The organism is Tardiphaga sp. 813_E8_N1_3 (assembly GCF_051811025.1).
GTDB lineage: Bacteria > Pseudomonadota > Alphaproteobacteria > Rhizobiales > Xanthobacteraceae > Tardiphaga.
On record NZ_JBPWQE010000001.1, the window covers coordinates 4770319 to 4795223 of the forward strand.

22 protein-coding genes are annotated in these 24905 nt (G+C 62.4%); 13 read left to right on the forward strand and 9 right to left on the reverse strand.

Translation table 11 applies throughout. From position 1 onward, the window contains the following. The first annotated feature begins 176 nt into the window (after positions 1 to 176). The gene (locus tag AB8A33_RS22635) at positions 177 to 1310 is read left to right on the forward strand and encodes a site-specific DNA-methyltransferase (protein WP_439094814.1); all 1134 of its coding nucleotides are present in this window, start codon (positions 177 to 179) and stop codon (positions 1308 to 1310) included. Between the two features lie 148 nt (positions 1311 to 1458). Beyond that, positions 1459 to 2145 (forward strand): glutathione S-transferase family protein, encoded by a 687-nt coding sequence (locus tag AB8A33_RS22640; RefSeq protein WP_439094815.1) that lies wholly within the window; start codon positions 1459 to 1461, stop codon positions 2143 to 2145. A gap of 53 nt (positions 2146 to 2198) precedes the next feature. Here the strand turns inward: AB8A33_RS22640 and AB8A33_RS22645 are convergent, their stop codons facing one another. After that, positions 2199 to 2627 (reverse strand): nuclear transport factor 2 family protein, encoded by a 429-nt coding sequence (locus tag AB8A33_RS22645; RefSeq protein ID WP_439094816.1) that lies wholly within the window; start codon positions 2625 to 2627, stop codon positions 2199 to 2201. Between the two features lie 91 nt (positions 2628 to 2718). On the opposite strand from AB8A33_RS22645, the gene AB8A33_RS22650 reads away from it, so the two are divergent. Beyond that, positions 2719 to 3642: a LysR family transcriptional regulator gene (locus tag AB8A33_RS22650; RefSeq protein ID WP_439096010.1), complete on the forward strand. Its 924-nt coding sequence runs from the start codon at positions 2719 to 2721 to the stop codon at positions 3640 to 3642. A 155-nt stretch (positions 3643 to 3797) separates the two neighbouring features. Beyond that, positions 3798 to 4133 carry a hypothetical protein gene (locus tag AB8A33_RS22655; protein ID WP_439094817.1) on the forward strand — a complete coding sequence of 112 codons (336 nt, stop codon included), beginning with the start codon at positions 3798 to 3800 and terminating at the stop codon, positions 4131 to 4133. Positions 4134 to 4209: 76 nt separating this feature from the next. On the opposite strand, the gene AB8A33_RS22660 is transcribed toward AB8A33_RS22655, so the two are convergent. Both AB8A33_RS22660 and AB8A33_RS22665 read right to left on the reverse strand, forming a co-directional pair. Then, positions 4210 to 5535, reverse strand: a complete 1326-nt coding sequence (locus AB8A33_RS22660) for a methyl-accepting chemotaxis protein (protein WP_439094818.1) — start codon at positions 5533 to 5535, stop codon at positions 4210 to 4212. After that, the gene (locus AB8A33_RS22665; protein ID WP_439094819.1) at positions 5498 to 6034 is read right to left on the reverse strand and encodes a PAS domain-containing protein; all 537 of its coding nucleotides are present in this window, start codon (positions 6032 to 6034) and stop codon (positions 5498 to 5500) included. Before AB8A33_RS22665 ends, AB8A33_RS22660 begins: the two co-directional genes overlap by 38 nt. A gap of 204 nt (positions 6035 to 6238) precedes the next feature. Here AB8A33_RS22665 and AB8A33_RS22670 point away from each other — a divergent pair, with 204 nt between their 5' ends. Further along, positions 6239 to 7528, forward strand: coding sequence for a flavin-dependent oxidoreductase (locus AB8A33_RS22670; RefSeq protein ID WP_439094820.1), 1290 nt, complete (start codon positions 6239 to 6241; stop codon positions 7526 to 7528). A gap of 45 nt (positions 7529 to 7573) precedes the next feature. Here the strand turns inward: AB8A33_RS22670 and mutY are convergent, their stop codons facing one another. Continuing rightward, on the reverse strand, positions 7574 to 8686 hold the full coding sequence (mutY, locus tag AB8A33_RS22675; RefSeq protein ID WP_439094821.1) for an A/G-specific adenine glycosylase: 1113 nt from the start codon (positions 8684 to 8686) through the stop codon (positions 7574 to 7576). 28 nt (positions 8687 to 8714) lie between these two features. Between mutY and AB8A33_RS22680 the strand changes: the two genes are divergently transcribed. From AB8A33_RS22680 to AB8A33_RS22690, 3 genes are all read left to right on the forward strand, one after another. Further along, positions 8715 to 9194: a DUF721 domain-containing protein gene (locus AB8A33_RS22680; RefSeq protein ID WP_439096011.1), complete on the forward strand. Its 480-nt coding sequence runs from the start codon at positions 8715 to 8717 to the stop codon at positions 9192 to 9194. Positions 9195 to 9299: 105 nt separating this feature from the next. Next, complete coding sequence (locus tag AB8A33_RS22685) at positions 9300 to 9956, forward strand: DsbA family protein (protein ID WP_439094822.1); 657 nt, start codon at positions 9300 to 9302, stop codon at positions 9954 to 9956. A gap of 665 nt (positions 9957 to 10621) precedes the next feature. Continuing rightward, the gene (locus AB8A33_RS22690) at positions 10622 to 10873 is read left to right on the forward strand and encodes a hypothetical protein (protein ID WP_439094823.1); all 252 of its coding nucleotides are present in this window, start codon (positions 10622 to 10624) and stop codon (positions 10871 to 10873) included. Between the two features lie 314 nt (positions 10874 to 11187). Here AB8A33_RS22690 and AB8A33_RS22695 read toward each other — a convergent pair whose 3' ends face one another. Continuing rightward, positions 11188 to 11793 (reverse strand): hypothetical protein, encoded by a 606-nt coding sequence (locus AB8A33_RS22695; protein ID WP_439094824.1) that lies wholly within the window; start codon positions 11791 to 11793, stop codon positions 11188 to 11190. A 495-nt stretch (positions 11794 to 12288) separates the two neighbouring features. Between AB8A33_RS22695 and smc the strand changes: the two genes are divergently transcribed. The 3 genes from smc to AB8A33_RS22710 all read left to right on the forward strand — a co-directional run bounded on the left by smc (position 12289) and on the right by AB8A33_RS22710 (position 17407). Further along, the gene (smc, locus tag AB8A33_RS22700) at positions 12289 to 15753 is read left to right on the forward strand and encodes a chromosome segregation protein SMC (protein ID WP_439094825.1); all 3465 of its coding nucleotides are present in this window, start codon (positions 12289 to 12291) and stop codon (positions 15751 to 15753) included. 214 nt (positions 15754 to 15967) lie between these two features. Beyond that, on the forward strand, positions 15968 to 16960 hold the full coding sequence (locus AB8A33_RS22705) for a small ribosomal subunit Rsm22 family protein (RefSeq protein WP_439094826.1): 993 nt from the start codon (positions 15968 to 15970) through the stop codon (positions 16958 to 16960). A gap of 66 nt (positions 16961 to 17026) precedes the next feature. Next, entirely contained in the window at positions 17027 to 17407 is a 381-nt protein-coding gene (locus AB8A33_RS22710; protein WP_149530270.1) for a COG4315 family predicted lipoprotein, read from the forward strand. A 67-nt stretch (positions 17408 to 17474) separates the two neighbouring features. Here AB8A33_RS22710 and AB8A33_RS22715 read toward each other — a convergent pair whose 3' ends face one another. Continuing rightward, positions 17475 to 20447: an autotransporter domain-containing protein gene (locus AB8A33_RS22715; RefSeq protein ID WP_439094827.1), complete on the reverse strand. Its 2973-nt coding sequence runs from the start codon at positions 20445 to 20447 to the stop codon at positions 17475 to 17477. A 327-nt stretch (positions 20448 to 20774) separates the two neighbouring features. On the opposite strand from AB8A33_RS22715, the gene AB8A33_RS22720 reads away from it, so the two are divergent. Continuing rightward, positions 20775 to 21335 carry a LemA family protein gene (locus tag AB8A33_RS22720; RefSeq protein WP_439094828.1) on the forward strand — a complete coding sequence of 187 codons (561 nt, stop codon included), beginning with the start codon at positions 20775 to 20777 and terminating at the stop codon, positions 21333 to 21335. A gap of 26 nt (positions 21336 to 21361) precedes the next feature. Continuing rightward, entirely contained in the window at positions 21362 to 22507 is a 1146-nt protein-coding gene (locus tag AB8A33_RS22725) for a M48 family metallopeptidase (RefSeq protein ID WP_439094829.1), read from the forward strand. Between the two features lie 5 nt (positions 22508 to 22512). On the opposite strand, the gene AB8A33_RS22730 is transcribed toward AB8A33_RS22725, so the two are convergent. The 3 genes from AB8A33_RS22730 to AB8A33_RS22740 all read right to left on the reverse strand — a co-directional run bounded on the left by AB8A33_RS22730 (position 22513) and on the right by AB8A33_RS22740 (position 24888). Further along, positions 22513 to 23142: a hypothetical protein gene (locus AB8A33_RS22730; RefSeq protein WP_439094830.1), complete on the reverse strand. Its 630-nt coding sequence runs from the start codon at positions 23140 to 23142 to the stop codon at positions 22513 to 22515. A 111-nt stretch (positions 23143 to 23253) separates the two neighbouring features. Continuing rightward, a complete protein-coding gene (acuI, locus tag AB8A33_RS22735; RefSeq protein WP_439094831.1) occupies positions 23254 to 24240 on the reverse strand; it encodes an acrylyl-CoA reductase (NADPH) in 987 nt (328 codons plus the stop codon). A gap of 138 nt (positions 24241 to 24378) precedes the next feature. Then, the gene (locus AB8A33_RS22740) at positions 24379 to 24888 is read right to left on the reverse strand and encodes a 6,7-dimethyl-8-ribityllumazine synthase (protein WP_439094832.1); all 510 of its coding nucleotides are present in this window, start codon (positions 24886 to 24888) and stop codon (positions 24379 to 24381) included. Positions 24889 to 24905: the final 17 nt, after the last annotated feature.

The window sequence follows — 24905 nt, forward strand, 5'->3', positions numbered from 1 at the left end:
ACGCAATTGCGGCGCAAAATTTCCATTCCATTAAGCATTAACCTGCCCGGCAAAACTTGCCTAGTTCGAACTCGTTACCAATTAAGTCGATTTTTACTTTGCCCGGTCAATGTCTGCCTGTCGGTTGTTTAGTCCCGCGTCGCCGACAGCGTCGCCTGAGTCAGAGTAATTGAGTCATGGTTGTTTCGCGTCGCGGGGCGTCTGCAAGGGCGCCCCGCTCTCACTTCGAAACCTCTCCGAGCAGCAGCATCATCATTGGTGATTGCGTCGCAGAGATGTCAAAACTCCCGGCAGGGTCGGTCGATCTGGTATTCGCAGATCCGCCGTACAATCTGCAGCTGAAGGGCGATCTCAAACGCCCCGATGAATCCCATGTCGATGCGGTGAATAATGACTGGGACAAGTTCTCATCATTCGCCGCCTATGACGACTTCACGCGCGCGTGGCTCCTGGCCGCACGCCGCATCATGAAGCCGTCGGCGACTTTGTGGGTGATCGGCTCGTATCACAACATTTTCCGCGTCGGCGCGATCATGCAGGACCTCGGCTTCTGGGTTCTGAACGATATCGTGTGGCGCAAATCGAATCCGATGCCGAATTTCCGTGGCCGTCGTTTCACCAATGCGCATGAGACCATGATCTGGGCTGCGCGCGATGAAAACGCCAAGGGCTACACGTTCAATTACGAAGCCCTCAAGGCCGCCAATGAAGACGTGCAGGCACGTTCCGACTGGCTGATCCCGCTCTGCACCGGCGACGAACGCCTGAAGGGCAGCGACGGCAAGAAGGTTCACCCGACCCAGAAGCCGGAAGGCCTGCTGGCACGCGTGCTGCTGTCGTCATCGAAGCCCGGCGACCTCGTCATCGACCCGTTCAACGGTACCGGCACCACGGGCGCCGTCGCCAAGCGCCTTGGCCGCAATTACATCGGCTTCGAGCGTGACCGCGAATATGCCGCCGCTGCCGAAGCACGCATCGCCGCGATCGAGCCGCTGCCCGAGGCAACACTGGCACCGTTCATGACCGCCCGCAGCGCGCCGCGCGTGGCGTTCTCCGAACTGGTCGAGCGTGGCATGATTTCGCCCGGCACGAAGCTGATGGACGCAAAGAAACGCCATGGCGCGCTGGTGCGCGCCGACGGCGCCATCATGTTCGGCGACAAGGTCGGCTCGATCCACCGCATGGGTGCGATGGCTCAGGGTTCTGCTGCCTGCAACGGCTGGACGTTCTGGCACGTCGAGACCAAGAAGGGCCTGCGCCTGATCGACGAACTCCGCGCTGAAATCCGCAGCGAGATGGGCGCGGTCTAAAGTCCCGCCCATGCTACCGGCCGGGCGTATGCGCCCGGCCTTCATCAAAACATCGCTTGCACTCTCCCTGAATTCAAAGCACGAGACGACGGTCCGCAGCAGCGGCCCCGCCTCGTGCTTTGACGTATAAAATCCAGGGAGATTTGAGATGCTGAAGTTTTACTTCAACGGGTCGCCAAACCCGACCAAGGTCGCGCTGTTTCTCGAAGAAGCCGGCCTCGCTTATGAGCCGATCGCCATCGACACCCGCACCGGCGCGCAGTTCAACCAGGACTTCCTGAAGGTCAATCCGAACGGCAAGGTGCCGGCGATCGACGACGACGGCGTCAAGGTCTTCGACAGCAACGCCATCCTGCTCTACCTCGCCGAGAAGACCGGCAAATTCCTGCCCGCCAACACTCCGGCCAACCGCGGCGAGATGCTGTCCTGGCTGATGTTCGTCGCCACCGGCGTTGGTCCGTTCTTCGGCCAGGCCGTGCACTTCAAGCATTTCGCGCCCGAAAAGGTCGACTACGCGCATAACCGCTATCAGTTCGAGGCGAAACGCCATCTCGGCGTGCTCAACGACCGCCTCGCCGGCCGCCAATATATGGTCGGCGACAGCTACACGATCGTCGATATGGACGTCTGGGGCTGGGTGCGCATGACCAACTTCATTCTCGGCGACGAGGGCTTTGCCCAATTCCCCAACGTAAAGCGCCTGCATGATGAGATCTCGACGCGTCCCGCAGCGGCGAAGGCCGTCGCTCTGAAGGACACGTTCAAGTTCAAGGCCGAGATGGACGACGAAGCCCGGGCCGCCATGTTCAAGCATCTGGCGACCAAGGTCGCCTGATCGATATGAATTCCGGAAATGCCGGGCGCAGTATTGCACCCGGCATTTTCGTATCAAGCATGCGCGCGTGCCATCTCTTCCGGGAACGGACCCAGCACCCGCTCCACCAGCGCAGTGTCGCAATATTCCTTGATCATGGTGATCTTGCCGTTCTCGACACGCCACACCATACAGTAGTCGTTGTCATAGCGATCACCGGCCTTGGTGACGTTGTCGCCCTTGGCCTCGACCACCACCAGATTGCCTTCCGCAATAAAGTTGGACGCGACCGTGCGCGGTCGAATATCGAACAGCGACCTGAAATGCCCCATCAGGCCATTGAGGATCGCATCCTTCCCCTTGAAGGTGCGTCCCCAGGAATACTGCCCAACCACGATCCAGCATGCGTCATCGGCGAGATGATCGGCGAAAGTCGTGCCGCTGCGGTTGGCTGAATCGCTATAGACCTGCTGAATAAGCTTCTTGTTGTCTGCCGTGCTCATTGTTCTGCTCCATCGCTTGAACGATGGCGGAGTATGGGTTGAAGAAACCCCATTCTTCCAATCGATAGTCCGTATGATATATATTCATTCCATGAATTTGGCGGCGCTCGATCTCAATCTGCTGGTCGCACTCGACGCATTGCTGCGCGAGGCCAGCGTCAGCCGCGCGGCGATGCGGATCGGACTGTCGCAACCCGCCGCCAGTCATGCGCTACGGCGACTGCGTGACCTGCTCGGCGACCCCCTGCTCGTCCGCGTCGGCGCGCGCATGGAGTTGTCGCCGCGCGCTCAGGCTTTACGCGGTCCACTTGCGCAGACACTGGAGCAAGTGCGCGGACTGTTCATCCCGGATGTCTTCGATGCCCGCCAAAGCGACCGGCACTTTCGGCTGATGATGCCGGATCTCGCCGTCGAACTCCTGATGCTACCCTTGATGAAGAAGCTCGACAGCATCGCACCGGGTGTACGGATTAACGTCGTGCCATGGCGCGGCCCGGCGATCATGACGGCGGAATTCGCCCGCAGCCTCGACATGGTGATCAGCATCGGCAACGCCTTCAACGGCTTTCATCGCCAATTGCTCTATGTCGATTCCGACGCCCTCGCCGTCCGCAAGGGCCATCCGGCGGCATCGCGCCTGAAGACCACCGAGGGATTTCTCAAAGCCCGCCATATCGCCGTGGTGCTTCGAGGCCAGAGCGAAGACCTCATCGACGACTGGCTGCGCAGCAAGAAACTGGAGCGACGGATCGCCCTCGTCGTCCCGAGCTATATCGAGGCGCTGCATGTCGCGGCGCGCACAGACCTCGTAGCCTTCGTGCCACGGCGCCTGATTGCGGCGCTCGCTCAACCGCTATTGCTCTCGACAATTGCGCCACCACTCGATCCCGGCATCGACGAACAGTTCATGTTCACGCCGACACGCGCGCAATTCGATTCCGGATCAATCTGGCTCCGCAAGATCATGCTGGAAACCGGCCGCGAGCTCGATCCGCCGAAGCGCCGTACGGCTTGACATATCGCACCCGGTCAAATTTGCCGGCAAAGCTTGCCGGCAGGCAACGTCGCTCAGCAACTGCAAATTCCCAAGTACTTATGATGTCTGAATATTTCTGATGGCCTGATTTTTGCGTAGTGGGTCGCAAATATCTCGCAGCAAGAGAAGTTCAGATGTCGAACTCCATCATCTCCACCATGCAGTCCTTCAAGCTCCCGAACAGGCTGCAGCCATCCGACAAGGCCGAGAGCGGTCTCGGCAACGCAACGACGGCAGCAAAATCGCCGGAAGAGAAATTTCTCGACTACGCGAAGAAGACGCCCGCGGAGAAAATGCGTGACGCGCTGCTGTCGAGTATCGGCGTGACGGAAGAAGAGCTGAAGAACATGTCGCCGGAGCAACGCCGGGAGGTCGAGCAGAAGATCGCCGACAAGATCAAGGAAGCCGTGAACAAGAAGACCGAGAACGGTGGCAGCGCCAGCGGCTTCTTCACGGATATCAGCGCCTGACAGGCGCGTCCCTCAACGCAAGAAATTGGCGCCACAAGGGCGCCAATCTCAGATTATCTGATGAAGAAGGACGAGCTCAGCTCGCCACAGCCTGACGCACGAGATTTTGCCGGGCTTCGCCGAGATAGCCGCGAATTTCCTTGGTCAGAAATCCCGATTGCGACGACAGATCGCCGGACGCCACCATGGTCGATGTTGCAAGCTGCTCGGTATCCTTGGCTGTCATCGCCAATTGCTGGATGTTGGTCGAGATCTCGCGCACGACAGCAAAGGCCTCATCGATGTTGCGCGCGATATCGGCCGTTGCCGCCGACTGCGCTTCCGAGGCACTCGCTACTTTGCCGGTGATCTCGTTCACTTCCGCGATCACGGTGCCGATCTCGGTGATGGACGAGCTGACCTTGTCGGTCGCCGACTGAACCTGGCCGATTTCTTTTTCGATTTCGGCGGTGAAGTTGGCGGTCTGGGTCGCTAGCGCCTTTACTTCATGCGCGACGACGGCAAAGCCGCGACCGGCATCGCCTGCGCGTGCCGCTTCGATCGTCGCGTTCAGCGCCAGCAGATTGGTCTGGCTGGCGATCACGTTGATCGAGGTCACGACTTCGCTGATACGTACGGCGACAGCGCGAAGCACGTCGACATTGCTGGCTGCATCGGCAACGCGTTCGACGGCGCGGCCGGCAATCGCGGCCGAGCGATTGACGTCGGCGCCGACTTCGCTGGCACTGGACGACAACCGCGCCGTGGCCGAAGCCACCGACTGCATGTTGGCAGAGGCCTGTTCGGATGCCGCAGCCACCGAGGTGACCCGGGTCAATGTCGAGGATGCGCCGGTCCGCAGATTGCCTGCGGTGCTGCTCATCTCGACCGCACCGCTGTCGAGTGCGGAAACGATGCCGCCCACGGTGGATTCGAGCTGGCTGGTCTGGCGCTCGAAATTCCTGATGCGATCGGCGATGCTGTCGGTCGCCGCGTTCATCGCTTTCGCGCCGTGCAGCAGGCCACCGTGCAATCCACCCGGCAGGATGCGCCGGTAATATTTGTTGTCGTTGAGCGCAGCCATCGCCGCGGTGGACTCGCGCACGAAGGCGTCACAGCCATCGATCATGTCATTGACGCTGTGCAGCAGTTCGCCAGTGACGCCGCGCACCGGAATTCCAAGGATACGGGCCTCGAAGTCACCCTGCGCGATGCGCTGGCAGGCCACGCGTGCCTTCTCGATCAGGCGCGCCGTCTTGCCCATGAGGACAAGCGCGACAATCGCTGCCGCGACAGCCACGGTTTGGCAGACCATGGCCACGACCGAGAGACCGAAGAACTGAAGCACCAAAGCAAGCGCAGAGCCGGCAATGACGACGAGCGTGCTAAGCTGCGCTCTTGAGAGAAAACATAAGTTCGTCATAGCTGACCTTCTGGGATGCAACAAAATCGGTAAGAGCCTTGTAGCCGGCGGCAAGGGATTCCTTGCCGTTCACGTGCCGCTTCTCGATGGCCAGAACCTCGGCATAGAGCGGCGCGATGGTCTTCTTGATCAGATCCGGCGCCGGCATGCGGCGATTGGAATGATAGCCGGCGATCTTGCCGTCGAGGCCGTAGGACGGCGTGACATGGGCGAAGACCCAGTAATGATCGCCATTGCTTGCCATGTTTTTCACGAAGGCAAAAATCTCACGGCGCTCTTCAACAGTATCCCAGAGCAGCTTGAAGACGCTGCGCGGCATGTCGGGATGACGGATGAGACTGTGCGGCTGGCCGAGCAACTCGGCTTCGGTATAGCCGGCCATCTTGCAGAACAGACGGTTCACATAGGTCATGCGACCCTTGAGATCCGTCTTGGATACGATGAGCTCCGATGCCGGAAAGAAAGTCTCGCGGCCGCTCGGCTTAATCTGGTTGGACATCATTGACCTGTCGGTGACCGATTCACCCAAAAAGTAGTGCTACCGGTATTAGGGAACGCGGCTGAATTTTGCGTTAAGGTTCCGTCCACCATGAATTCGCTGCTGGCGGACGATCTGACGCGTTTTTCCGTCGCGATCGTCCCAGTTGCCGTCATCGCCTCTCCCGTGCCATGACCTCGATCAAATCGAGGGGGAGACAACAAAATGACCGTTCTCATTGCAGGCGGCGGAATTGGCGGACTGACGCTTGCGCTCAGCCTGCACCAGATCGGCGTGCCATGCCGCGTGTTTGAAAGCGTGCCGACGCTCAGGCCGCTTGGTGTCGGCATCAATGTGCTGCCGCATGCCGTGCGCGAGCTGATCGAGCTCGGCCTGCACGACCAGCTCGACGCGTCAGGCGTGCGCACCCGCGAACTCGCCTTTTTCTCCAAGCACGGCAAGCCCATCTGGAGCGAGCCACGCGGCATCGAGGCCGGCTACAAATGGCCGCAGTTCTCGATCCATCGCGGCACGCTGCAGCAGATCCTGCTCGATGCAGTCACTGAGCGGCTCGGCGCCGAGAACATCCTCACCAGCCATCATCTGACCGGCTGGACGAAAACGCCGAACGGCGTCCGCGCCGACTTCATCGACAAGGTCACCGGCAAATCCGCCGGCAGCCATGAAGGGACGTTGTTGATCGCCGCCGACGGCATCCATTCGGCGATCCGCCAGAAACTTTACCCGCAGGAAGGCGCGCCGCTCTGGAATGGCCGCATTCTGTGGCGCGGCATCACCAAGAGCGATGCGTTCCTGACCGGCCGCACGATGATCATGGCCGGCCACGAGATCCTGAAATTCGTCTGCTACCCGATCTCGCAGGCACCCGATGCCGACGGCAAATACGACATCAACTGGGTGGCCGAACGGCACATGCCGCCGACCTATGAGTGGCGCCGCGAGGACTATAACCGCGCGGCGCGGCTCGAGGAATTCCTGCCCTGGTTCAAGGACTGGCGCTTCGACTGGCTCGACGTGCCCGGCCTGATCAGCAACTGTCCGCACGCCTATGAATATCCGCTGGTCGACCGCGATCCGGTCGATCGCTGGACCTTCGGCCGCATGACGCTGATGGGCGATGCTGCGCATGCGATGTATCCGATCGGCTCCAACGGCGCGTCGCAGGCCATTCTCGACGCCCGCGTGCTGACCCGCGAGATTCTTGCGCTTGGCGAAGTCCCGGCTGCGCTCGAAGCCTATGAGGCCGAACGACGCCCCGCGACCACCGATCTCGTGATGCTGAACCGCCGCAACGGACCGGAGCAAGTCATGCAGATCGTCGAGGAGCGCGCGCCCGAGGGCTTCAATGTCGTCACCGACGTGCTCTCGCAGCAGGAACTCGAAGACATCGCCGCCAACTACAAGCGCGTCGCCGGGTTTCAGGTCGAAGGGCTCAACGCGAAACCGCCGATCGTGTCGATGCCGCCATCGCCGCAACGTTCCAGCGCGGGCTGATGCAACTCGCGCGCTGACGCGCATTCAAGCGTCTGGATTCAAACTTCAATCGAGCCCGTGCGCGATGACCTTGCGCATGACGTTCGGCAGAGCTTCGTCATCCAATGTTGCGATCGGGACCCAGCGCATCCCCTCCGGGGGGCGGGTGCGGGGCGGCACATGCGCCGTATAGACGGCGAGCTCCAGCGGGAAGTGAGTGAAGATATGGGTGACCGCGCCCACTTTGCGATGCCACGCCGTGAGATTTTTTAAGGTGGGCGCCTGCTTCAAGGCGTCCTTGTCGTCGTGACCGGTGAGCCACTCTGACGACGGCACTTCGGTCATATTCCCCAACAATCCCTTTTCCGGGCGGGTGCGCACCAGGAGTTCATTGCCCCGCGTGACCACGAAAGCCGCGCCACGCCGCAGCGTGCCAGCCTTCTTCGGCAGTTTGCGCGGAAACGTCTCCTGATCGCCGCGGGTCCTGGCGGCGCAATCGTCATTGATCGGGCACAGCGCGCATGCAGGTTTTTTGGGCGTGCAGATGGTGGAGCCGAGGTCCATCAGCGCCTGGGCGCTGTCGCCGGCCCGCGAGGGACCAAGCAATGTGGCTGCAAGGCCCACGATGACAGGCTTGGATTTCGGCAGCGGCTCTTCCACCGCATAGAGCCGCGACGTCACCCGCTCGATATTGCCGTCCACCGGCATGCATTGACGGCCGAAGGCAATCGCGGCGATCGCTGACGCCGTATACGGCCCGATGCCTGGCAGCGCGCGCAGGCCATCTTCGGTGTCCGGAAAGACGCCGCCATGGTCGCGCAGCACGGTGACGGCGCAGGCATGGAGATTGCGCGCGCGGGAATAGTAACCGAGCCCGGCCCACATCCGCAGCACATCGTCCTGCGAGGCGCTGCCGAGATCGCTGACAGTGGGCCAGCGCGCCAGGAACTTGGCGAAATACGGCCCGACCGCCTGCACCGTGGTCTGCTGCAGCATGATTTCCGACAGCCAGACCCGGTAGGGATCGATGCCCTCGCCGGGCAACGGCCGCCACGGCAATCTCCGGCGATGCTTGTCATACCAGGCAAGCAGTTGGGCCGGGCGCTTGGCGGCGGCGCTTTCCCCGCTATCCCGTGCGGAAGGTTTCTTTCGTCGGGTGGCGGCGGCTGATAGACTCATGCCGACCATGTATCCAAAACGCCCGACCATGAACAAGCCCGGCTATATCTCGGCGAAACCGCTCTCCGTCCTGCTCGGCGGGGTGTTTGCCGATGCCTATGCCAAACAGGGCTTTGCCTCACGCGAACTGGTCACGCGCTGGCCCGAGATCGCCGGCCAGCAGGTGGCGAATTTTTCGGAGCCCTTGAAGATCCAGTGGCCGCGTCCCGTGGAAGGCCAGCCGCAGGAGCCGGCGACGTTGATCTTGCGCGTCGAGGGGCCGATGGCGCTGGAGATCCAACATTCGTCGGATGCGATCCTGCAGCGGGTGAACCGCTTTTTCGGCTGGAATGCGGTCGGCAAGATCGCGCTGCGTCAGGCCCCGCTGTCGCGGCCGCAGCCTCGCCGCACCGTGAAGCCGCCGGATGCCAAGGCCATCGCCCAGGTTGCGGAAACCCTGCCCGAGGTCGAGGACGACGCCTTGCGCGAGGCACTGGCGCGGCTCGGCGCCTCGATCAAGCGAAGTTGAGGCTTTCCAGCTCGCCCGGAACCGGCGCGTGCTTGCCACATTTGTGGTTTCAAGTTAGCGAAGCGAACCTTGTCCCGGCGTCCGCCGCCGCTTTGGAGCATTCCTTTGATCATCACGCGCCGTGACTTCACCGCCGCCCTTGCCCTCACCGGCGCCGCAGCAGCCATCGGCCTGTCGCCGCTGCAGTTGATCTCCGAGGCATTCGCGCAGAACGCGACCGACGTCGCCAAGCCGGTGTCGCTGCCCGACATGGCGCTCGGCCCGAAGGATGCCGCCGTCACCGTCACCGAATATGCCTCGATGACCTGCCCGCATTGCGCGGCCTTCACCGAGCAGGTGTTCCCGAAGATCAAGGAAGCCTTCATCGACACCAACAAGATCCGCTTCGTGTTCCGCGAATTCCCGCTCGACATCAAGGCCGCCGCCGGCTCGATGCTGGCGCGCTGCATCGCCAAGGAAGATTCGGGCAAGTACTTCGCCGTCATCGACATGCTGTTCAAGCAGCAGAACGACTGGGTGATGAAGGACACCGCCGCGACCCTGACCCGCATCGGCAAGCAGGCCGGCCTCAGCCAGCAGGCCGTGGAAGAGTGCCTGAAGGACCAGGCGCTGCTCGACAAGATCGCCGCCGACCAGAAATACGCCAATGAAGTGCTGAAGGTGAACTCGACGCCGACTTTCTTCATCAATGGCGAAATGCTGAAGGGCGAAACCTCGTTCGAGGAATTCTCCAAGAAGATCACCCCGCTGCTGAAGAGCTGAGGTTTTCTTCGCTTGCATCCATTTGTCATTCCGGGGCGCTCGCTCTTGCGGGCGAACCCGGAATAACGCGCAGGGCGTAGCGTCTCGCGCGAGATCATGTCCGATCTGAATTTCAAACAGCCACGCTTCCGAGTCTCGCGGCTCAATGAGCCCGAGTTGTGCGGATAGTCTCCCCTCCAACCATGAGGGGCGGCGACGCGCCGTGAGGCGCAAAGGGTGGTTTTATCGCGATCCGCTCCACCGGAACGCCGGCAAGCTGCAACCGCGCAACGCCTCACGGCGCGCCACCGCGGCGATTTCTGTCCCTGGGGCCGTGCTTCCTGGGACGTGGCCTCTGCAGGTTTCCCTGCTTTGGCCTGTCCCAGTCCAGCCGTTACCGGCAGAGCCCCGTAGTGGGCCCGGACGGCTACCCAAGGCCTCCCGAGTGCGCAGGGTACGTCACCCCACGCCCGCGGGCGCCGCAATCCAGATCCCACTTCAAGACGCCTCATGAAGCGCCCCTCGCGAACCAGATAAGATCTGATTATAATCTTATAGGAAAACTGTCAAGCGTCCACCGGACATTTTTCGATGCCGGATGCAACTGAAGCCGCGCTCATGCGTTCACGTAGTTCACCCAAAAGGATAATTCAGTTCCCCTCGTCCAACTCGATGAGCCTTGCCCTATGCCGACACGCGCCAGCCACCTGCCGCATTATGTCGAGCGCACCGCGCTTCAGAAACTGCGCGACACGCCAGGCCTGCTTGCGCCGCATTTGATGCCCGCCGGGCCGAAGACCCTGTCCAAGATGGTCGCCAAGACCTGGATCGCGCTCCAGGCCGGCTCGCTGGTGCGTTATTGCATCACGCCCGAAGGCGAAGCCGCGCTGAAGGCCAAAATCCCGATGCCGCGCAGCGCACAGACTCACGCCCGCTGACACCCTGCGATAGCAGACCGGCAATAGCCGCCCGGCGACAGCCGGATGTTAACGGATGGCGCCCTCGCGGATTAACCCTGATTTCAAGTGTAAACGCGCATTAAGGAACGCTTAAGCGCCATCTCCGCATTCTCATCCCATTAGCGTGAGGGCGTATCATGTTTGAAAATTTCATCTGCGAGATCATCGGCCTGGCATTTCTCGGCCTCTGCATCGCCGTGCTCGGCGCGCCGCAACAGCGTCGACCGGATGGGTATGCGCGGGACGTGTAAGGCGTTGACGTGCAGCAAAATGCTAGTGCACGACATCCCTTGCTAGCTTCCAGCTAACGTTATCTTCCTTATTGGGTGCTGCTCAGGAGGATTAGACCTTGGCGGTCGCCGCTTTGCTGGGGGAATTACGAACGCGTGCCCTCTGAGTTTCCCTGCTAATCGCCTCTGCTCAGCCTCAAGATAGATGAGATGATTTCCAGCATGGCGGAAGTGAGCCTCTTGCTCCTCGAGTAACGGCACATCGACGTGAAAAAACTCGAGTGATATATCGCCGCCAAGCGTTTTCGCGCCTTTTTCTAGGTTGGTGAAAAATAGACCAAGATCGTCTTCATCTAGCCAGTGACAGTGCGAGTATTGATTGCGGAAATCCTTGCAAACTCCGATCTCTCTGCGCGCAGTCACCCAAATCTGATCAAGATTGCAGTCCGCATAAAATGGACGAAGGATAGCATCAGCGATTGCTATCCTTTGCTCTTCGCCCCGATTTCTGAACAGGAGTCTTGCAGCTTTTCTCAGATCACCGAGCGGAGCCCGCAAGCACATGCACAGCAAGAATTCCAGCTCGCCGTACCCTGCTAACATACGGCCTATAATTGCCGCTTCTTTGGGGTGACGCAGGAACGCCGGCATCAAAGGAGCATAATCCATGACAATCACTCAAGGAAAAAGGCGGTAGAGCAGATTCTGTAGGACTACCATTAGCCAAACCAACTCGCAGGCCGCCTTTAGGAGCGTCCCCGGTAAAATCGCCAAACAACTTCAAAGATTGGCGCAGCGAGACCCCGCACTGCATCCCAGTCACGAATAACCTCACGCAACCTAGTCCTGTTGGAAGTCGGCGCACATCGGCTATTGGTTGCAGTGAAACGGGCGCTTTCGCGCCCTCCTCACGCATCCCCCTTAAAACAAGCACTTTTTCCTTGCCTCCCCCACCTATCCCCCGCAAAACCCTTGGGAAAAGCGGGGTTCCGCGGTTGCGCGGCTGCCCTCGTCTCGCCATTGTCGGGCGCAATGAGAGCCGCGACCAGCGAGTCTCCGCCCGCGCGGTACATGCATTTATGCTATTGTTCGTGCTGGGGGATTCGCGCTCTGCCGGGGCTTTTTGAATAAAGTGGCCTGTCGGCTAACCAGAGTACCGTATCCATGAAACTCACGCGCCTGCGCCTGCACGGATTCAAGTCGTTCGTCGAACCGACCGACTTCATGATCGAGCCCGGTCTGACCGGCGTCGTCGGCCCCAATGGCTGCGGCAAGTCCAATCTGGTGGAAGCGCTGCGCTGGGCGATGGGCGAAACCTCGCACAAGTCGCTGCGCGCCGCCGACATGGACGCGGTGATCTTCGCCGGCTCCGGCAACCGCGCATCGCGGAACCATGCCGAAGTGGTGATGACGATCGACAATACCGATCGCACCGCGCCGGCCATGGTCAATGACGCCGAAATCCTCGAAATTTCCCGCCGCATCGAGCGCGAAGCCGGGTCGCAATATCGCATCAACGGCCGCGACGTCCGCGCCCGCGACGTGCAGATCCTGTTTGCCGACGCCGCCACCGGCGCGCGTTCGCCCGCCCTCGTCCACCAGGGCAAGATCGGTGAAATCATCCAGGCCAAGCCCGAACAGCGCCGCCGCGTGCTGGAAGACGCCGCCGGCGTCGCTGGCCTGCATGCGCGCCGCCACGAGGCCGAATTGCGCCTCAAGGCCGCCGAAACCAACCTCACCCGCGTCGAGGATGTGATCGGCCAGTTGTCGGGCCAGATGGAAGGCCTGAAGAAGCAGGCCCGCCAGGCGATCCGCTACCGCGAAGTCGCCGGCAAGGTGCGCAAGGCCGAGGCCATGCTGTTCCACCTGCGCTGGCTGCAGGCGCATCAGGACAATGCCGAAGCCGCAACCCTGCACGGCCAATATGTGATCGATCTCGCCGAACGCACCCGTGAACAGGGCGAAGCCGCGCGCATCCAGGCCATTCGCGCCAATGAGCTGCCCGCTTTGCGCGAGGCGGAAGCCGCCGCAGCCGCCGGCCTGCAGCGCCTCACCAATGCCCGCGACATGCTCGACCGCGAGGAAGAGCGCGCCAAGGAGCGCGCCGCCGAGCTCGACCGTCGCCTGACCCAGTTCGAGAGCGATGTCGCGCGCGAGATGAAGCAGTCGGAAGACGCTGAATTCGCGCTGCTCCGTCTCGACGAAGAAGACGCGATGCTCAAGGAAGAGATCATGCAGCGCGTCGAGCTGCGTGGCGGCGTCGATGACCGCGTGTCGGAAGCCGAAGCCGTGCTGGCCGCCGCCGAGCGCACCTTCACCGAACTCACCACCGCGCATGCGGACATGACCGCCAAGCGCAACCAGCTGCAGTCCAACGTCCGCAGCCAGGCCGACCGCCTCGCGCGTCTCGGCCAGGAAATCGCCAGCGTCGAGGCCGAGATCGAGGCGCTGACAGCGCAAACCTCAGGCTTCGGCGATCTCGATGAGCTCGCAGCCCTGATGGAGACCTCGCAGGAAATCCTGCTGCAGGCGGAAATGGCCGTCAGCGACAACGAGGCCGCGCATATCGCCGCACGCCAGACGCTGGAAGCCTCGCGCGCGCCGCTGAACGAAGCCGACAAGAAGGTGCAGCGGCTCGAGACCGAAGCCCGCACCATCTCGAAGATCCTCAACGGCGAAACCAAGAATCTCTGGCCGCCGATCATCGACGGCGTCAGCGTCACCAAGGGCTATGAAAAGGCGCTCGGTGCCGTGCTCGGCGACGATCTCGACGCGCCGGTCGATCCCTCGGCGCCGATGCGCTGGACCAATGCCGGCGATCACGCCAACGACCCTGCGCTGCCCGCCGGTGTCGAGTCGCTGGCCTCGCATGTGAATGCCCCGGCCGAGCTGCAGCGCCGTCTCAAGCAGATCGGCGTCGTCTCCAAGGATCAGGGCGCGGCCCTCGTCTCGCAGTTGCAGACCGGCCAGCGGCTGGTCTCGCTGGAAGGCGACGTCTGGCGCTGGGATGGTTTCGTCGCCGGTGCGCATGCGCCGACCGGCGCCGCCCGTCGTCTCGCCGAGCGCGCCCGCCTGACCGATATCGAAGCCGATCTGGAAAACGCCAAGATCGACGCCATTGCCAAGCGCGAAGCGCTGGAAAGCGCCGAACAGGCATTGAAGACTGCGGCGTCGGCCGAAGGCGCTTCGCGCGATGCCTTGCGCAATGCCCGCCGCGATGTCGACCAGGCCCGCGAGCGCCATGCCAATGCCGAACGCGAGATCAACCGCCATGCGGCCCGCCGCGCGACGCTGACCGAAGCGCAGTCGCGCCTGTCGAACGATCGCATGGAAGCCGAAGCGGCCCATGAGAGCGCGCATGCCGCGCTGGAATATCTGCCGGAGTCGTCCGACGCCGAAGCCCAGCTCGCCAGCGTGCGCGGCGAGATCGAAGGCCATCGCCGCGGTGCCGCGCAAGTCCGCGCGGAATCGCAGGCATTGGCCCGCGAGGCTGAACTGGCCGACCGTCGCCTGCAGGCGATCATCGCCGAGCGCACCGACTGGGCGAACCGCAAGACCTCCGCGGCCTCGCAGATCGAAACCGTCGCCGCGCGCGTCGCCGAAGTGACCCGCGAGCGCGCCGAGCTGGAAGACGCACCGGCGCTCTATCTGCAGAAGCGCCGCGCGCTGATCTCGGAAGTCGAGAGCGCCGAACAGGCCCGTCAACTCGCCGCCAACGCACTCGCCTCGGCCGAGAACGCCATGCGCGAGACCGACCGCGATGCACGCGGATCGCTGGAAGCTCTCTCGGCCGCCCGCGAAGCCTGCGCCCGCACCGAGGAGCGCATGGAAAGCGGCAAGCGCCGCCTAGAGGACATCGAGCGCGAAATCCGCGACATGCTGGAAGTCGAGCCGGAAGGCGTCGCGGCCCTGGCCGAAGTCCGTCAGGACGACGCGCTGCCGCCGCTCGCCGATATCGAAGCCGATCTGGAAAAGCTGCGCCGTGATCGCGAGCGTCTCGGCGCGGTCAACCTGCGCGCCGAGGAAGAGCTCAACGAAGTCGAAGGCACGCACAATGGTTTGGCCACCGAGCGCGACGACCTCGTCGAAGCCATCAAGAAGCTGCGCACCGGCATCCAGAGCCTCAACAAGGAAGCCCGCGAACGGCTGATGACCTCGTTCGACATCGTCAACGGCCACTTCAAGCGCATGTTCGTCGAACTGTTCGGCGGCGGCGAAGCCGAGCTGAAGCTGATCGAGAGCGACGATCCGCTCGAGGCCGGTCTCGAAATCGTCGCCAAGCCGCCCGGCAAGAAGCCGCAGACCCTGTCGCTGCTGTCAGGTGGTGAGCAGGCGCTGACCGCGCTGGCGCTGATCTTCGCGGTGTTCTTGACCAACCCGTCGCCGATCTGCGTGCTGGACGAAGTCGACGCGCCGCTCGACGACCACAATGTGGAACGCTTCTGCAGCCTGCTGCATGAAATGTGCGCCTCGACCGAAACGCGCTTCATCACCATCACGCATAACCCGATCACCATGGCCCGCATGCACCGCCTGTACGGCGTGACCATGGCTGAGCGTGGCGTGTCGCAGCTGGTCTCGGTGGATCTGGAGAACGCAGTGAAGATCCTCGATCAGGAAGTGGCGTAAGGCTCTTCGTAGTTAGAACATTGACGACCATGGTCTCCCTCCCCCCGCGCGAAGCGAAGCTTCGCTAGGCGGGGAGGGTCGGCCGATAGGCCGGGGTGGGGGTGCCACAAGCGCCGTCGCCTGTGGCACCCCCACCCGACCGGCCCAATAAGAAAGAATTGGGCCGGCCACCCTCCCCGCAAGGGGGAGGGATAAGAAAGGGCGCGCTTCATTCATGACCGCCCCCGACCTCCCCGCCGAACTCACCGCCGCCCTGAACGCCCGCCTGCACGGCTTCTCCCGCAATGACGCCGCGGAGCGCTCCGACGCTATCTCGAAGACCTATCGCTCGGGCGGCGGCTCCACGACCATCCGCAACGAGAGCGACGCGCTGGCCTATGCGCTTGCGCGCATGCCCGCGACTTACGCGGCCGTCATCGCCAGCCTCAATGCACTGCAGGAGACACAACCGGACTTCGCGCCGACGACGCTGCTCGATTGCGGCGCTGGGCCGGGAACGGCGACATGGGCTTGCGCGGAGGCATTCCCGTCGCTCAACGCGTTCACACTGCTCGATGCCAATCCCGCTCTGCGCACGCTTGCGCTCGGTCTGGCGCAGGACAGCCACCGCATCCCCGCGATGAACTACACGCTCGGCGACGCTGCCGCGACAATCGCCAATGCCCCATCCGCCGATCTCGTCATCGCGAGCTATGTCATCAACGAGCTCAACGATCTCGCGCGCACCAAACTCGTTGCGGCGATGTGGGCGAAGACCAATGATACATTGCTCATCGTCGAGCCCGGCACACCGGCGGGCTATCGACGCATTCTCGACGCGCGTGCGCAGCTCATCGATGAGGGCGCGCATGTGATCGCGCCCTGCCCGCATGACGATGCATGTCCGCTGGTGAAACCGGACTGGTGCCACTTCAGCCAGCGGCTGCAGCGCTCCCGTGTGCATAAACAACTCAAATCCGCAGAACTTCCCTATGAGGACGAGAAATTCATTTATGTCGCGCTGTCGCGTGCGCCGATTGCACAGCGGCCGTCGCGCGTGCTGACACAACCGGTAACGACAAAGATCGAAATCACGGCAAAACTCTGCACAGACGTAGGCGTTATCGCCGCAAACGCCCCACGCCGCGACAAGGCGAAGTATGCAAAGTTCCGCAAGCTCGACTGGGGCGATGCGGTTTTCGATTCATCGCCATCATCCGCGGAATAATTCTCTACAGCTGGCGTTTGTTCTCCTGACGCGACTGCGTCGCCATTCATCAGGAGTAACGCTGCAATGACCAAATCATTCGCCGCTCTCGCGGCTCTGACTCTCATGCTCGCTTCGTCCGCCGCTTCGGCACAGATGCTGAAGACGGCCGACACCGCCAAGGGCAAGACCTTCGTCGATGCCAAGGGCATGACACTCTACACCTTCGACAAGGACGCCGGCGGCAAGTCGATGTGTAACGGTCCCTGCGCCGAAAACTGGCCCGCGCTGATGGCTGCCGACGATGCCAAGCCGACCGCCGACATGACCATCGTCGTGCGCGACGACGGCAAGAAGATGTGGGCCTATAAAGGCAAGCCGCTCTACACCTTCAAGAAGGACATGGCCGCCGGCGACACCAATGGCGACGGCTTTTTGAATGGCGCCTGGCATATGGCGAAGCCGTAAGAGCTTTTTCTTTCCCCTCTCCCCCGAACGAAGCGTAGCGACGTTGGGCGGGAGAGGGGAAGAAAGATCAGAACGAATGCCTGATCCGTCCCATCACCTGATGCGCGACGGCGTCGTTGCTGCCGACGATCGCATCATAGTTCACCGACAGCACCGTGAGCGGCGCAAGCTTACCGGACAGACCGGCGCCGATCACGCCGCGATCGCGCAGCGCGCTGCCGGTCGCGGTGATGAACGAACCCGGCAGTGTGGTGTCGGCGAAGCTCGCATTGATGCCACGCACGCCATCGCTGAATTCATGCAGCCAGGCCAGCCGCAATTCCGGCGTCAGCACGCCGCCATTCAGCGCATAGTCATAAGCGAAGCGTGCACCAACGCTGGAGCGCAGCGATTCCGAACTGTCCGAGCCGACCACCAGCGCCGCAGCACCGCCGCGCTCCGCAAAGCCATCGGTCATCACCCGCGTATATTGCAGGCCGATCTCCGGCGTGACGACCCAGCCGCTGATGCGCAGATCGGTGCCGATGGTGCCACGGATCGCATAGTGATCGCCGCTGAACGCCGCGGTGTTCGTCGTGCCGACCGCCACGCGCGTGGTGTCGTAGTCGCTGAAGCCATAGAGGCCCATGGCGGTCGCGAACCAGCCGGGCGCCTGATAGGTGCCGTAGCCGCCGATGGTACCGGTCGAAATCTTGGTGTGGCTGCCGACATTGTCGATATCGCCGCGGGTCAGCGCATAGCCGCCGAACACGCCGGCGACCAGGCTATCGGTGATATGACGGTCGTAGCCCGCGAGCACGTTGACGGTGTTCGACTTGAACGCAGGCGCATCCGCGCGCGCGCCTTCACGGGCGAAGCTCGCACCCGACGTGATGAACAGGCCCTGTTCGGCAGCGACAGCTACCGAACGCAGACCGGGCAGAGCCTTGGTGACCGGCGCATAGGCCATCGCATCGGCTGCGTTGCTACCCCATCCGGCATCGGTCAGCGCAGAACTTGCACTGCCGGGGAAGCCCGTCACCGCGGCCAGCGCACGATTGGCGCTGAAGTTCCTGTCGAACATGCCGCTGTCGAACATCGCCAGCGCATTGCCGACACCAGACATATCGGTGCCAAGACCGCCGAGGCGGTTCTGCGTCAGGTGTTGGCCGACCAGCGAGGTCGTCTGGAACGCGTCGTTCATCGTCATGCGGCCGAGGCCCTGATAGGCCGCGGGCGTGAGCTGCGCCAAGGCCGCGCCAACATCGGCAGCGCTGGCAACGCTGTCGAGCAGATTGACCACCGCACTGCTGGTGGCGTTGGCCGGCAGATTGTCGAACAGCGAGGCGACGCCCAACGAGCCCGCGCTGGCAAAGGACGCGAACGAAGACGACGCTCCGGTGATCACCTCGAACGAGGTATAGAGCGTACCGCCGATATTCACGGTCTGACCGGCCTGCAGCGCGGCGCGCTTGGCGTCGGTGAGGCCCGCCTTGTTGTAGTTCAGCGTGTCGGTGCCGACGCCGCCATCGACCAGACCGACGATGCGCGAGCCCTTCATGATGTTGACGGTGTCGTTGCCGCCTTCCATGTTCACAGCGCGGCCGTTATTGCCGATAATGGTGCCATAGTTGGTCAGCTTGTCATCGCCTTCGCCCATCTGGATGGCGGAGCCATCACCGCGGATGAAGCGCGCGGAGCCGGTGCCGGTATAGGTGACGCCGTTGAGGGTGCCCACGGAATTGGGATCTGCCACGCCCGTATTCATCAACACGATCGCGTTCGGATCGGGGATCGCACCGTTGCCGATGATCGTGCCGTAGTTGACGATCGTGTCGTTATTGATGGCGGGAGTCGCCGTGCTCTTGTTTTCCAGACGGATCGCGTAGCCATTCTGGCCGATAATGGTGCCGCTCGCATAGTTGATAATCTCGGTCGCTGCGACGCCGCTGCGATCCACATTCGTGTCCTTATTGACGACGATCGCGGTATTTGCACCGCTTATGGTGCCGTAATTGATGATCGTGCCGCCGCCGATGGAAATGCCTTCGCTGGCATTGGCGCGCCCGCCGCTATCGAAACCGCCAGCGCCGGTGCCTTCGATCATGCCGTAGTTAAGGATCTTACCCTCATTGTCGATATCGACGCCGTCACCATCGCCGTTGATCTGCGCCACACCGTCCGAGTTGAAGATGCTCCCGACGCCGGCATAGGCACCGGTGATGCGGCCGTAATTGTTGACGGTGCCGTCGCCATCGGAACCGACGCCCGAGCCGTTGCGGCCGAGGATCGTGCCACCGGCCGCGTTGTTGACCGTGACGTTATTGTCCGCAGTGATGCCGTGGCGCGCGCCGGAAATCAGACCACCGGCCTGATTGTTGACGATAACACCGAGATTGCCGCCGGTGTCGATGCCATCCGATGTGCCATTGGCACCACCGGAGGTGTTCGCGCCGAAGCTGCGGATGATGCCGAAATTATTGATCACAGCGTTGGCGCCGGGCCGGACCGCATCGTCGGTCATCGCCTCGATCACGCCGGTCGCACGGTTGATGATGGTCATCGATGCCGCGCCAGTCATGCCGCGGAAATCGAGCGCCTGCCCGAGCGCAGCATAGCCGGTACCGCCCGCCTGGATCAGGCCGGCATTGTCGATCACGATCGTGCCAGACGTCATCGCCAGGTTGAACCGGAACACGTCGTTCTGGGTCGATCGCACGATGGCGCCGACATTGTTGAGGAAGGTGAAGGTCCGGCCTGGCGTAACACCGGTGGCATCGATGACGCGGCCCGTGCCGGTGTTTTCGATCACGCCGGAATTGGTGACGACGACGCCGGTCGATGCGCCGTTCCAGCCGATGGTCGCCGTGCCGCTGGTGGAACGCAGTGTGCCGGTGGCGTCGACCGTCCCGGTTTGCGTGCCGCTGAGCGTTTTCGTCGTGGTATCCGTCGTGCCTGCAGGCACAGTGAAGGTCTGGGCCTCCGCTGCCATCGGCGCAACCAACGCCGCCACAACCACGCCCATCGCAATCCGGCTCGCGCCGTTACGCCATTCCAACATCAGAAATCCCCAGCCCCAAAAGTTAGGGTTTCATTAGGTTTCGCGGATGACGGCTGGATGACGAATAACGCACAGGCACTAACCCGCAGGCGATCTGCTGACGTCTCCTATCGACTGATGCAGCACCGCAACGGTGCAGACCGGCAATATCTCCTTCCAGAGTTGTAGCAGAGGGGCACAAATGGCAGGGCGCGATGGAGGAGCGTCTTTGAACGTATTCCACGCCAGCTGCGACCAATCCTTGCCGCGACATGCCTGCGGCCCCTGCTCTGCGACCGTGTGATCGGCTACGCTGCGGGTTTGATGGTTTCTTTTGGGGGTTCTCACATGTCGACCGGCTGGATCGTTCTTGGCGTCATCGTTGTCCTCGTCTTCCTGGCATTTGCTGCCTATAACCGGCTGGTCGCGCTGAGCCAGCGGGTCAACCAGTCCTTTGCCGATATCGACGTTCAGCTGAAGCAGCGCCACGACCTGATCCCGAACCTGATCGAAACTGTGAAGGGCTATGCGGCGCATGAGCGCGGCACGCTGGATGACGTCATCAAGGCGCGCAATTCGGCGATGAACGCACAGGGCCCGGCGCAGGTCGGCGCCGCGGAAAACCAGCTCTCCGGCGCCCTCGGCCGGCTGATCGCACTGTCCGAGGCCTATCCGGACCTCAAGGCCAATACGAATTTCCAGCAGTTGCAGACCGAGCTCTCGGACATCGAGAACAAGATCGCCGCATCGCGCCGCTTCTTCAACAATGCCGTCTCCGAATACAACACCGGCATCCAGCAGATGCCTGCGGCTTTGTTCGCCAGCACCTTCGGCTTCCATTCGAAGGAATTCTTTGATCTCGGCGAGACCCGCAAGGAGGTCGAAGCCGTGCCGCAGGTCAAGTTCTGATCACGGCCTGAACCGAGCAGCGCATCATGGCCGCCTATGGTCTCTATACGCACATCGCCTCGAACAAGACGCGTTCGATGCTGCTGCTCGCGGGGCTGTTCCTGCTGATCTATGTGATGGTGTTCGCCGGCGCCCTGATCGGCGAGGTGGTGGTCAACGGCAATGGCTCGGTCGTCTATTACATCAACGCCGCAACGCGCGACCTGATCAAGGCGCTTCCCTTCGCCACTATCGGCGCAGTGTTGTGGATCGTCATCGCCTATTTCGGTCATCAAAAGATGATCGACAGCATCACCGGCAGCGAAAGCGTGACGCGGCAGGAGCAGCCGCGGCTCTATAATCTCCTTGAAAACCTCTGCATCTCGCGCGGCATCCCGATGCCGAAGCTGAAGGTGATGGATAGCGATGCACTGAACGCCTTCGCCACCGGCCTGAACCCCAGGCAATATTCCGTCACGGTCACGACGGGCCTCCTGCGCGCGCTCAACGACGACGAGATGGAAGCGGTGCTCGGCCACGAGCTGACGCATATCCGCAACGGCGACGTGCAGCTGATGGTGGTCGCCGTCATCATCGCCGGCGTGGTCGGCTTCGCGGCTGAACTGTTCTTCCGGATATTCATCAATTCCGGTTTCCGCTTCGGCGGCCGTTCCTCGCGCTCATCATCGTCCTCGAGCGACAACAAAGGCTCAGGCGGGGGCGCAGTCATTGTCATCATCATCGCCGTGGCGCTGATCGCGCTGGCCTGGGCGCTGTCGCTGGTGGTGCGCTTCGCGCTGTCGCGCTCGCGCGAATTGCTGGCGGATGCAGGTTCGGTGGAGCTGACCAAGAATCCCGACGCCATGATCTCGGCGCTGCGCAAGATCGAGAACCGCGGCGAACTGCCCGGCGCGACATCGGCCGTGATGGAGATGTGCATCGACAATCCCCGTGAGGGTTTTGCCGACCTGTTCGCGACGCATCCTTCGGTGGATTCGCGGGTGGCTGCACTGGTGAAATTCGCCGGAGGACACGATCCCGGGCGGATGGCACTGCCGTCCGATACGGACGCGTCCGGAGAGGCCGACGACACGCTGCCGCTGCCACCGCGCTCCGGCCCATGGAGCAACGGCAAATCGCCTACAGGCAGCGCGCAGGAGCCGCTACGAGGCCCCTGGGGTCGCCACGCCTAGCTTGCTTAGTTGGTGGATTTGCGCAGTTCGAGCGCTTCGGTCTTTTCCGGCTCCGGCGTCTTGGCAATTTCCTTCGCCGGCTCGGACTTGATCGATCCGACAGCGTCGATCTTGCTGCTCTCGACGCGCGGGGTCGAGACGCGGGTCACCGTATTGTCGGCGCCAGCGGAGGCGTCGGCCGAACGGGTGGACGGGGCGCGCAGCGAACGCGGCGCCGACAGCGAGCGGGCCATCAGCATCTGGCCGCGGCCGCCCTGGTGGCGGAAATCGCAATAAGCGAAGCCCATGCCGGAGACCGAGCCGCGGAAGCTGCGTTCGTCATTCTTGTTGAGATTGAAACACGGCTCGAACGGGATGCCCTTGATCGAGGCGCAAATGGCCTCGCCGCGGACCTGCAGCGTATTGCCCGGAAGGCGCATATTGCGCGCCGGACCCGAGCCCGAGAACTGCACAGCGCCCGCCGCACCGCCATCATCGAACACGCGGCCTGCGCCGCGTGTTCCATCGAAACAGGTGAAGGCAAAGACCTTGCCGGCGACAAACTTGCGGGCCTCTTCGGCCGTCATCGACCCGGCCAGCGCGGGGGTCGCCACCGTGGCGGCAATCACCGCTCCCAACACATAACGCGCAACCATAGGATACTCCGAACAACCGAGCGCGGATGACCGCCAGATGTCTTTACCCGCTGCTTACCATACCAACCGTGGCAACAATGGAGCAGGTTGGTTGGTAAAGTCTGAACGTCGTTAGCCGATCTTTACCACGATTCGCCCGCGGACCTGCCCGGCCAGAACCTTGGCGCCGGCATCGATCACCTGGTCCAGCGTGATTTCCTGAGTGATTTCAGCGAGCTTAGCGGTGTCCAGGTCGGTGGCCAGGCGTGCCCAAGCGGCCTTTCGCAGCTCGATCGGGCACATGACAGAATCGATACCGAGAAGACACACGCCGCGTAAAATGAACGGCGCAACCGAAGATGGCAGGTCCATGCCGGCTGCGAGACCGCAGGCGGCGATAGCGCCGCGATACTTGGTCATGGACAGGAGATTCGCCAGGGTGGTCGAACCGACGCTGTCGATGCCGCCGGCCCAGCGTTCCTTGGCCAGTGGCTTGGCCGGCCCGGAGAGCTCGTTGCGGTCGATGATCTCGCTAGCGCCGAGGCCCTTAAGATAGCCCTCCTCCGAGGTCCGGCCGGTCGAGGCGATGACCTGGTAGCCGAGCTTCGACAGCACGGCGATCGCCACCGAGCCGACGCCGCCGGCTGCACCCGTCACGACGATCGGACCGTCGGCCGGCTTCAGCCCGTGCTTCTCCAGCGCCAGCACGCTCAGCATTGCCGTGTAGCCGGCGGTGCCGACCGCCATGGCGTCGCGAGTGGTCATGCCGTCCGGCAGCCGCACCAGCCAGTCGCCTTTCACGCGGGTCTTTTCGGCATAGGCACCGAGACGGGTTTCGCCCATGCCCCAGCCATTGCCGATCACCTTGTCGCCGGGCTTCCAGTTCGGATTGGATGAGGCTTCCACCGTGCCGGCGAAATCGATGCCGGCAATCATCGGGAAGCGGCGAACCACCGGTGCTTTGCCGGTGACGGCGAGGCCGTCCTTGTAATTCACCGTGGACCACTCGACCCGCACGGTGACATCGCCGTCCATGAGTTCGGTTTCGTCGAACTGCGTCAATGCAACCGTGGTGCCTTTGTCAGCCTTGTCGATGCGGACAGCCTTGAACGTTCCCAACACGCGTCTCCCGAATTTTGCTTGTGATTTCAGCTGCCGAATTATGCCGCGTCATGGCGGGAAACGCCACCCGCTACGGCCACTCCAGAGCTTTGCAGCCCTGCCCGGCCGTAACGGCATAACGCGGTGTTGCGGCAATCAGGCGGCGAGTTGCCGGGTCGCCGCGATATTGGCGATGGTGGTCGCACAGGCTGTTGCCGCCTCGGTGCCCTTCACGACGAAATGCTCGCGGAAGAACCTGAGGTGTTCGGCATGTTCGTGAAAATGCTGCGGCGTCAGCACCGCCGAGATCACCGGCACATCGCTGTCGAGCTGCACCCGCATCAACCCGTTGATCACGGCCTCGCAGACGAATTCATGGCGATAGATACCACCGTCCACGATGAGCCCGGTGGCGACGATCGCCACATAGCGCCCGGTGCGCGCCAGCAATTTGGCCTGCAACGGAATTTCGAAGGCGCCGGGCACTTCGAAGACATCGATCTGACTGTCAGGCACACCATGCCGTGCAAGTTCGGCGACAAAACCGACACGGCATTGATCGACGATGTCCTTGTGCCAGCACGACTGGATGAAGGCGATTCGCCCGGTCGCTGGTGCAGAGTTGAGGGAAGAGGAGGCTTTGAAGTTCATCACAGGCTGATTCATGGATGCTCTCGCGGTTT

Bases quoted from the DNA above. Each gene is read 5' to 3' on its own strand.
- AB8A33_RS22680 (WP_439096011.1), top strand. From the start codon at position 8,715: ATGAACAAGCCCGGCTATATCTCGGCGAAACCGCTCTCCGTCCTGCTC.
- AB8A33_RS22655 (WP_439094817.1), top strand. From the start codon at position 3,798: ATGTCGAACTCCATCATCTCCACCATGCAGTCCTTCAAGCTCCCGAAC.
- AB8A33_RS22660 (WP_439094818.1), bottom strand. From the start codon at position 5,535: ATGACGAACTTATGTTTTCTCTCAAGAGCGCAGCTTAGCACGCTCGTC.
- AB8A33_RS22665 (WP_439094819.1), bottom strand. From the start codon at position 6,034: ATGTCCAACCAGATTAAGCCGAGCGGCCGCGAGACTTTCTTTCCGGCA.
- AB8A33_RS22715 (WP_439094827.1), bottom strand. From the start codon at position 20,447: ATGTTGGAATGGCGTAACGGCGCGAGCCGGATTGCGATGGGCGTGGTT.
- AB8A33_RS22720 (WP_439094828.1), top strand. From the start codon at position 20,775: ATGTCGACCGGCTGGATCGTTCTTGGCGTCATCGTTGTCCTCGTCTTC.
- AB8A33_RS22690 (WP_439094823.1), top strand. From the start codon at position 10,622: ATGCCGACACGCGCCAGCCACCTGCCGCATTATGTCGAGCGCACCGCG.
- AB8A33_RS22645 (WP_439094816.1), bottom strand. From the start codon at position 2,627: ATGAGCACGGCAGACAACAAGAAGCTTATTCAGCAGGTCTATAGCGAT.
- AB8A33_RS22640 (WP_439094815.1), top strand. From the start codon at position 1,459: ATGCTGAAGTTTTACTTCAACGGGTCGCCAAACCCGACCAAGGTCGCG.
- AB8A33_RS22695 (WP_439094824.1), bottom strand. From the start codon at position 11,793: ATGGATTATGCTCCTTTGATGCCGGCGTTCCTGCGTCACCCCAAAGAA.
- AB8A33_RS22705 (WP_439094826.1), top strand. From the start codon at position 15,968: ATGACCGCCCCCGACCTCCCCGCCGAACTCACCGCCGCCCTGAACGCC.
- smc (WP_439094825.1), top strand. From the start codon at position 12,289: ATGAAACTCACGCGCCTGCGCCTGCACGGATTCAAGTCGTTCGTCGAA.
- AB8A33_RS22635 (WP_439094814.1), top strand. From the start codon at position 177: ATGGTTGTTTCGCGTCGCGGGGCGTCTGCAAGGGCGCCCCGCTCTCAC.
- AB8A33_RS22670 (WP_439094820.1), top strand. From the start codon at position 6,239: ATGACCGTTCTCATTGCAGGCGGCGGAATTGGCGGACTGACGCTTGCG.
- AB8A33_RS22730 (WP_439094830.1), bottom strand. From the start codon at position 23,142: ATGGTTGCGCGTTATGTGTTGGGAGCGGTGATTGCCGCCACGGTGGCG.
- AB8A33_RS22740 (WP_439094832.1), bottom strand. From the start codon at position 24,888: ATGAATCAGCCTGTGATGAACTTCAAAGCCTCCTCTTCCCTCAACTCT.
- AB8A33_RS22650 (WP_439096010.1), top strand. From the start codon at position 2,719: ATGAATTTGGCGGCGCTCGATCTCAATCTGCTGGTCGCACTCGACGCA.
- AB8A33_RS22725 (WP_439094829.1), top strand. From the start codon at position 21,362: ATGGCCGCCTATGGTCTCTATACGCACATCGCCTCGAACAAGACGCGT.
- mutY (WP_439094821.1), bottom strand. From the start codon at position 8,686: ATGAGTCTATCAGCCGCCGCCACCCGACGAAAGAAACCTTCCGCACGG.
- AB8A33_RS22710 (WP_149530270.1), top strand. From the start codon at position 17,027: ATGACCAAATCATTCGCCGCTCTCGCGGCTCTGACTCTCATGCTCGCT.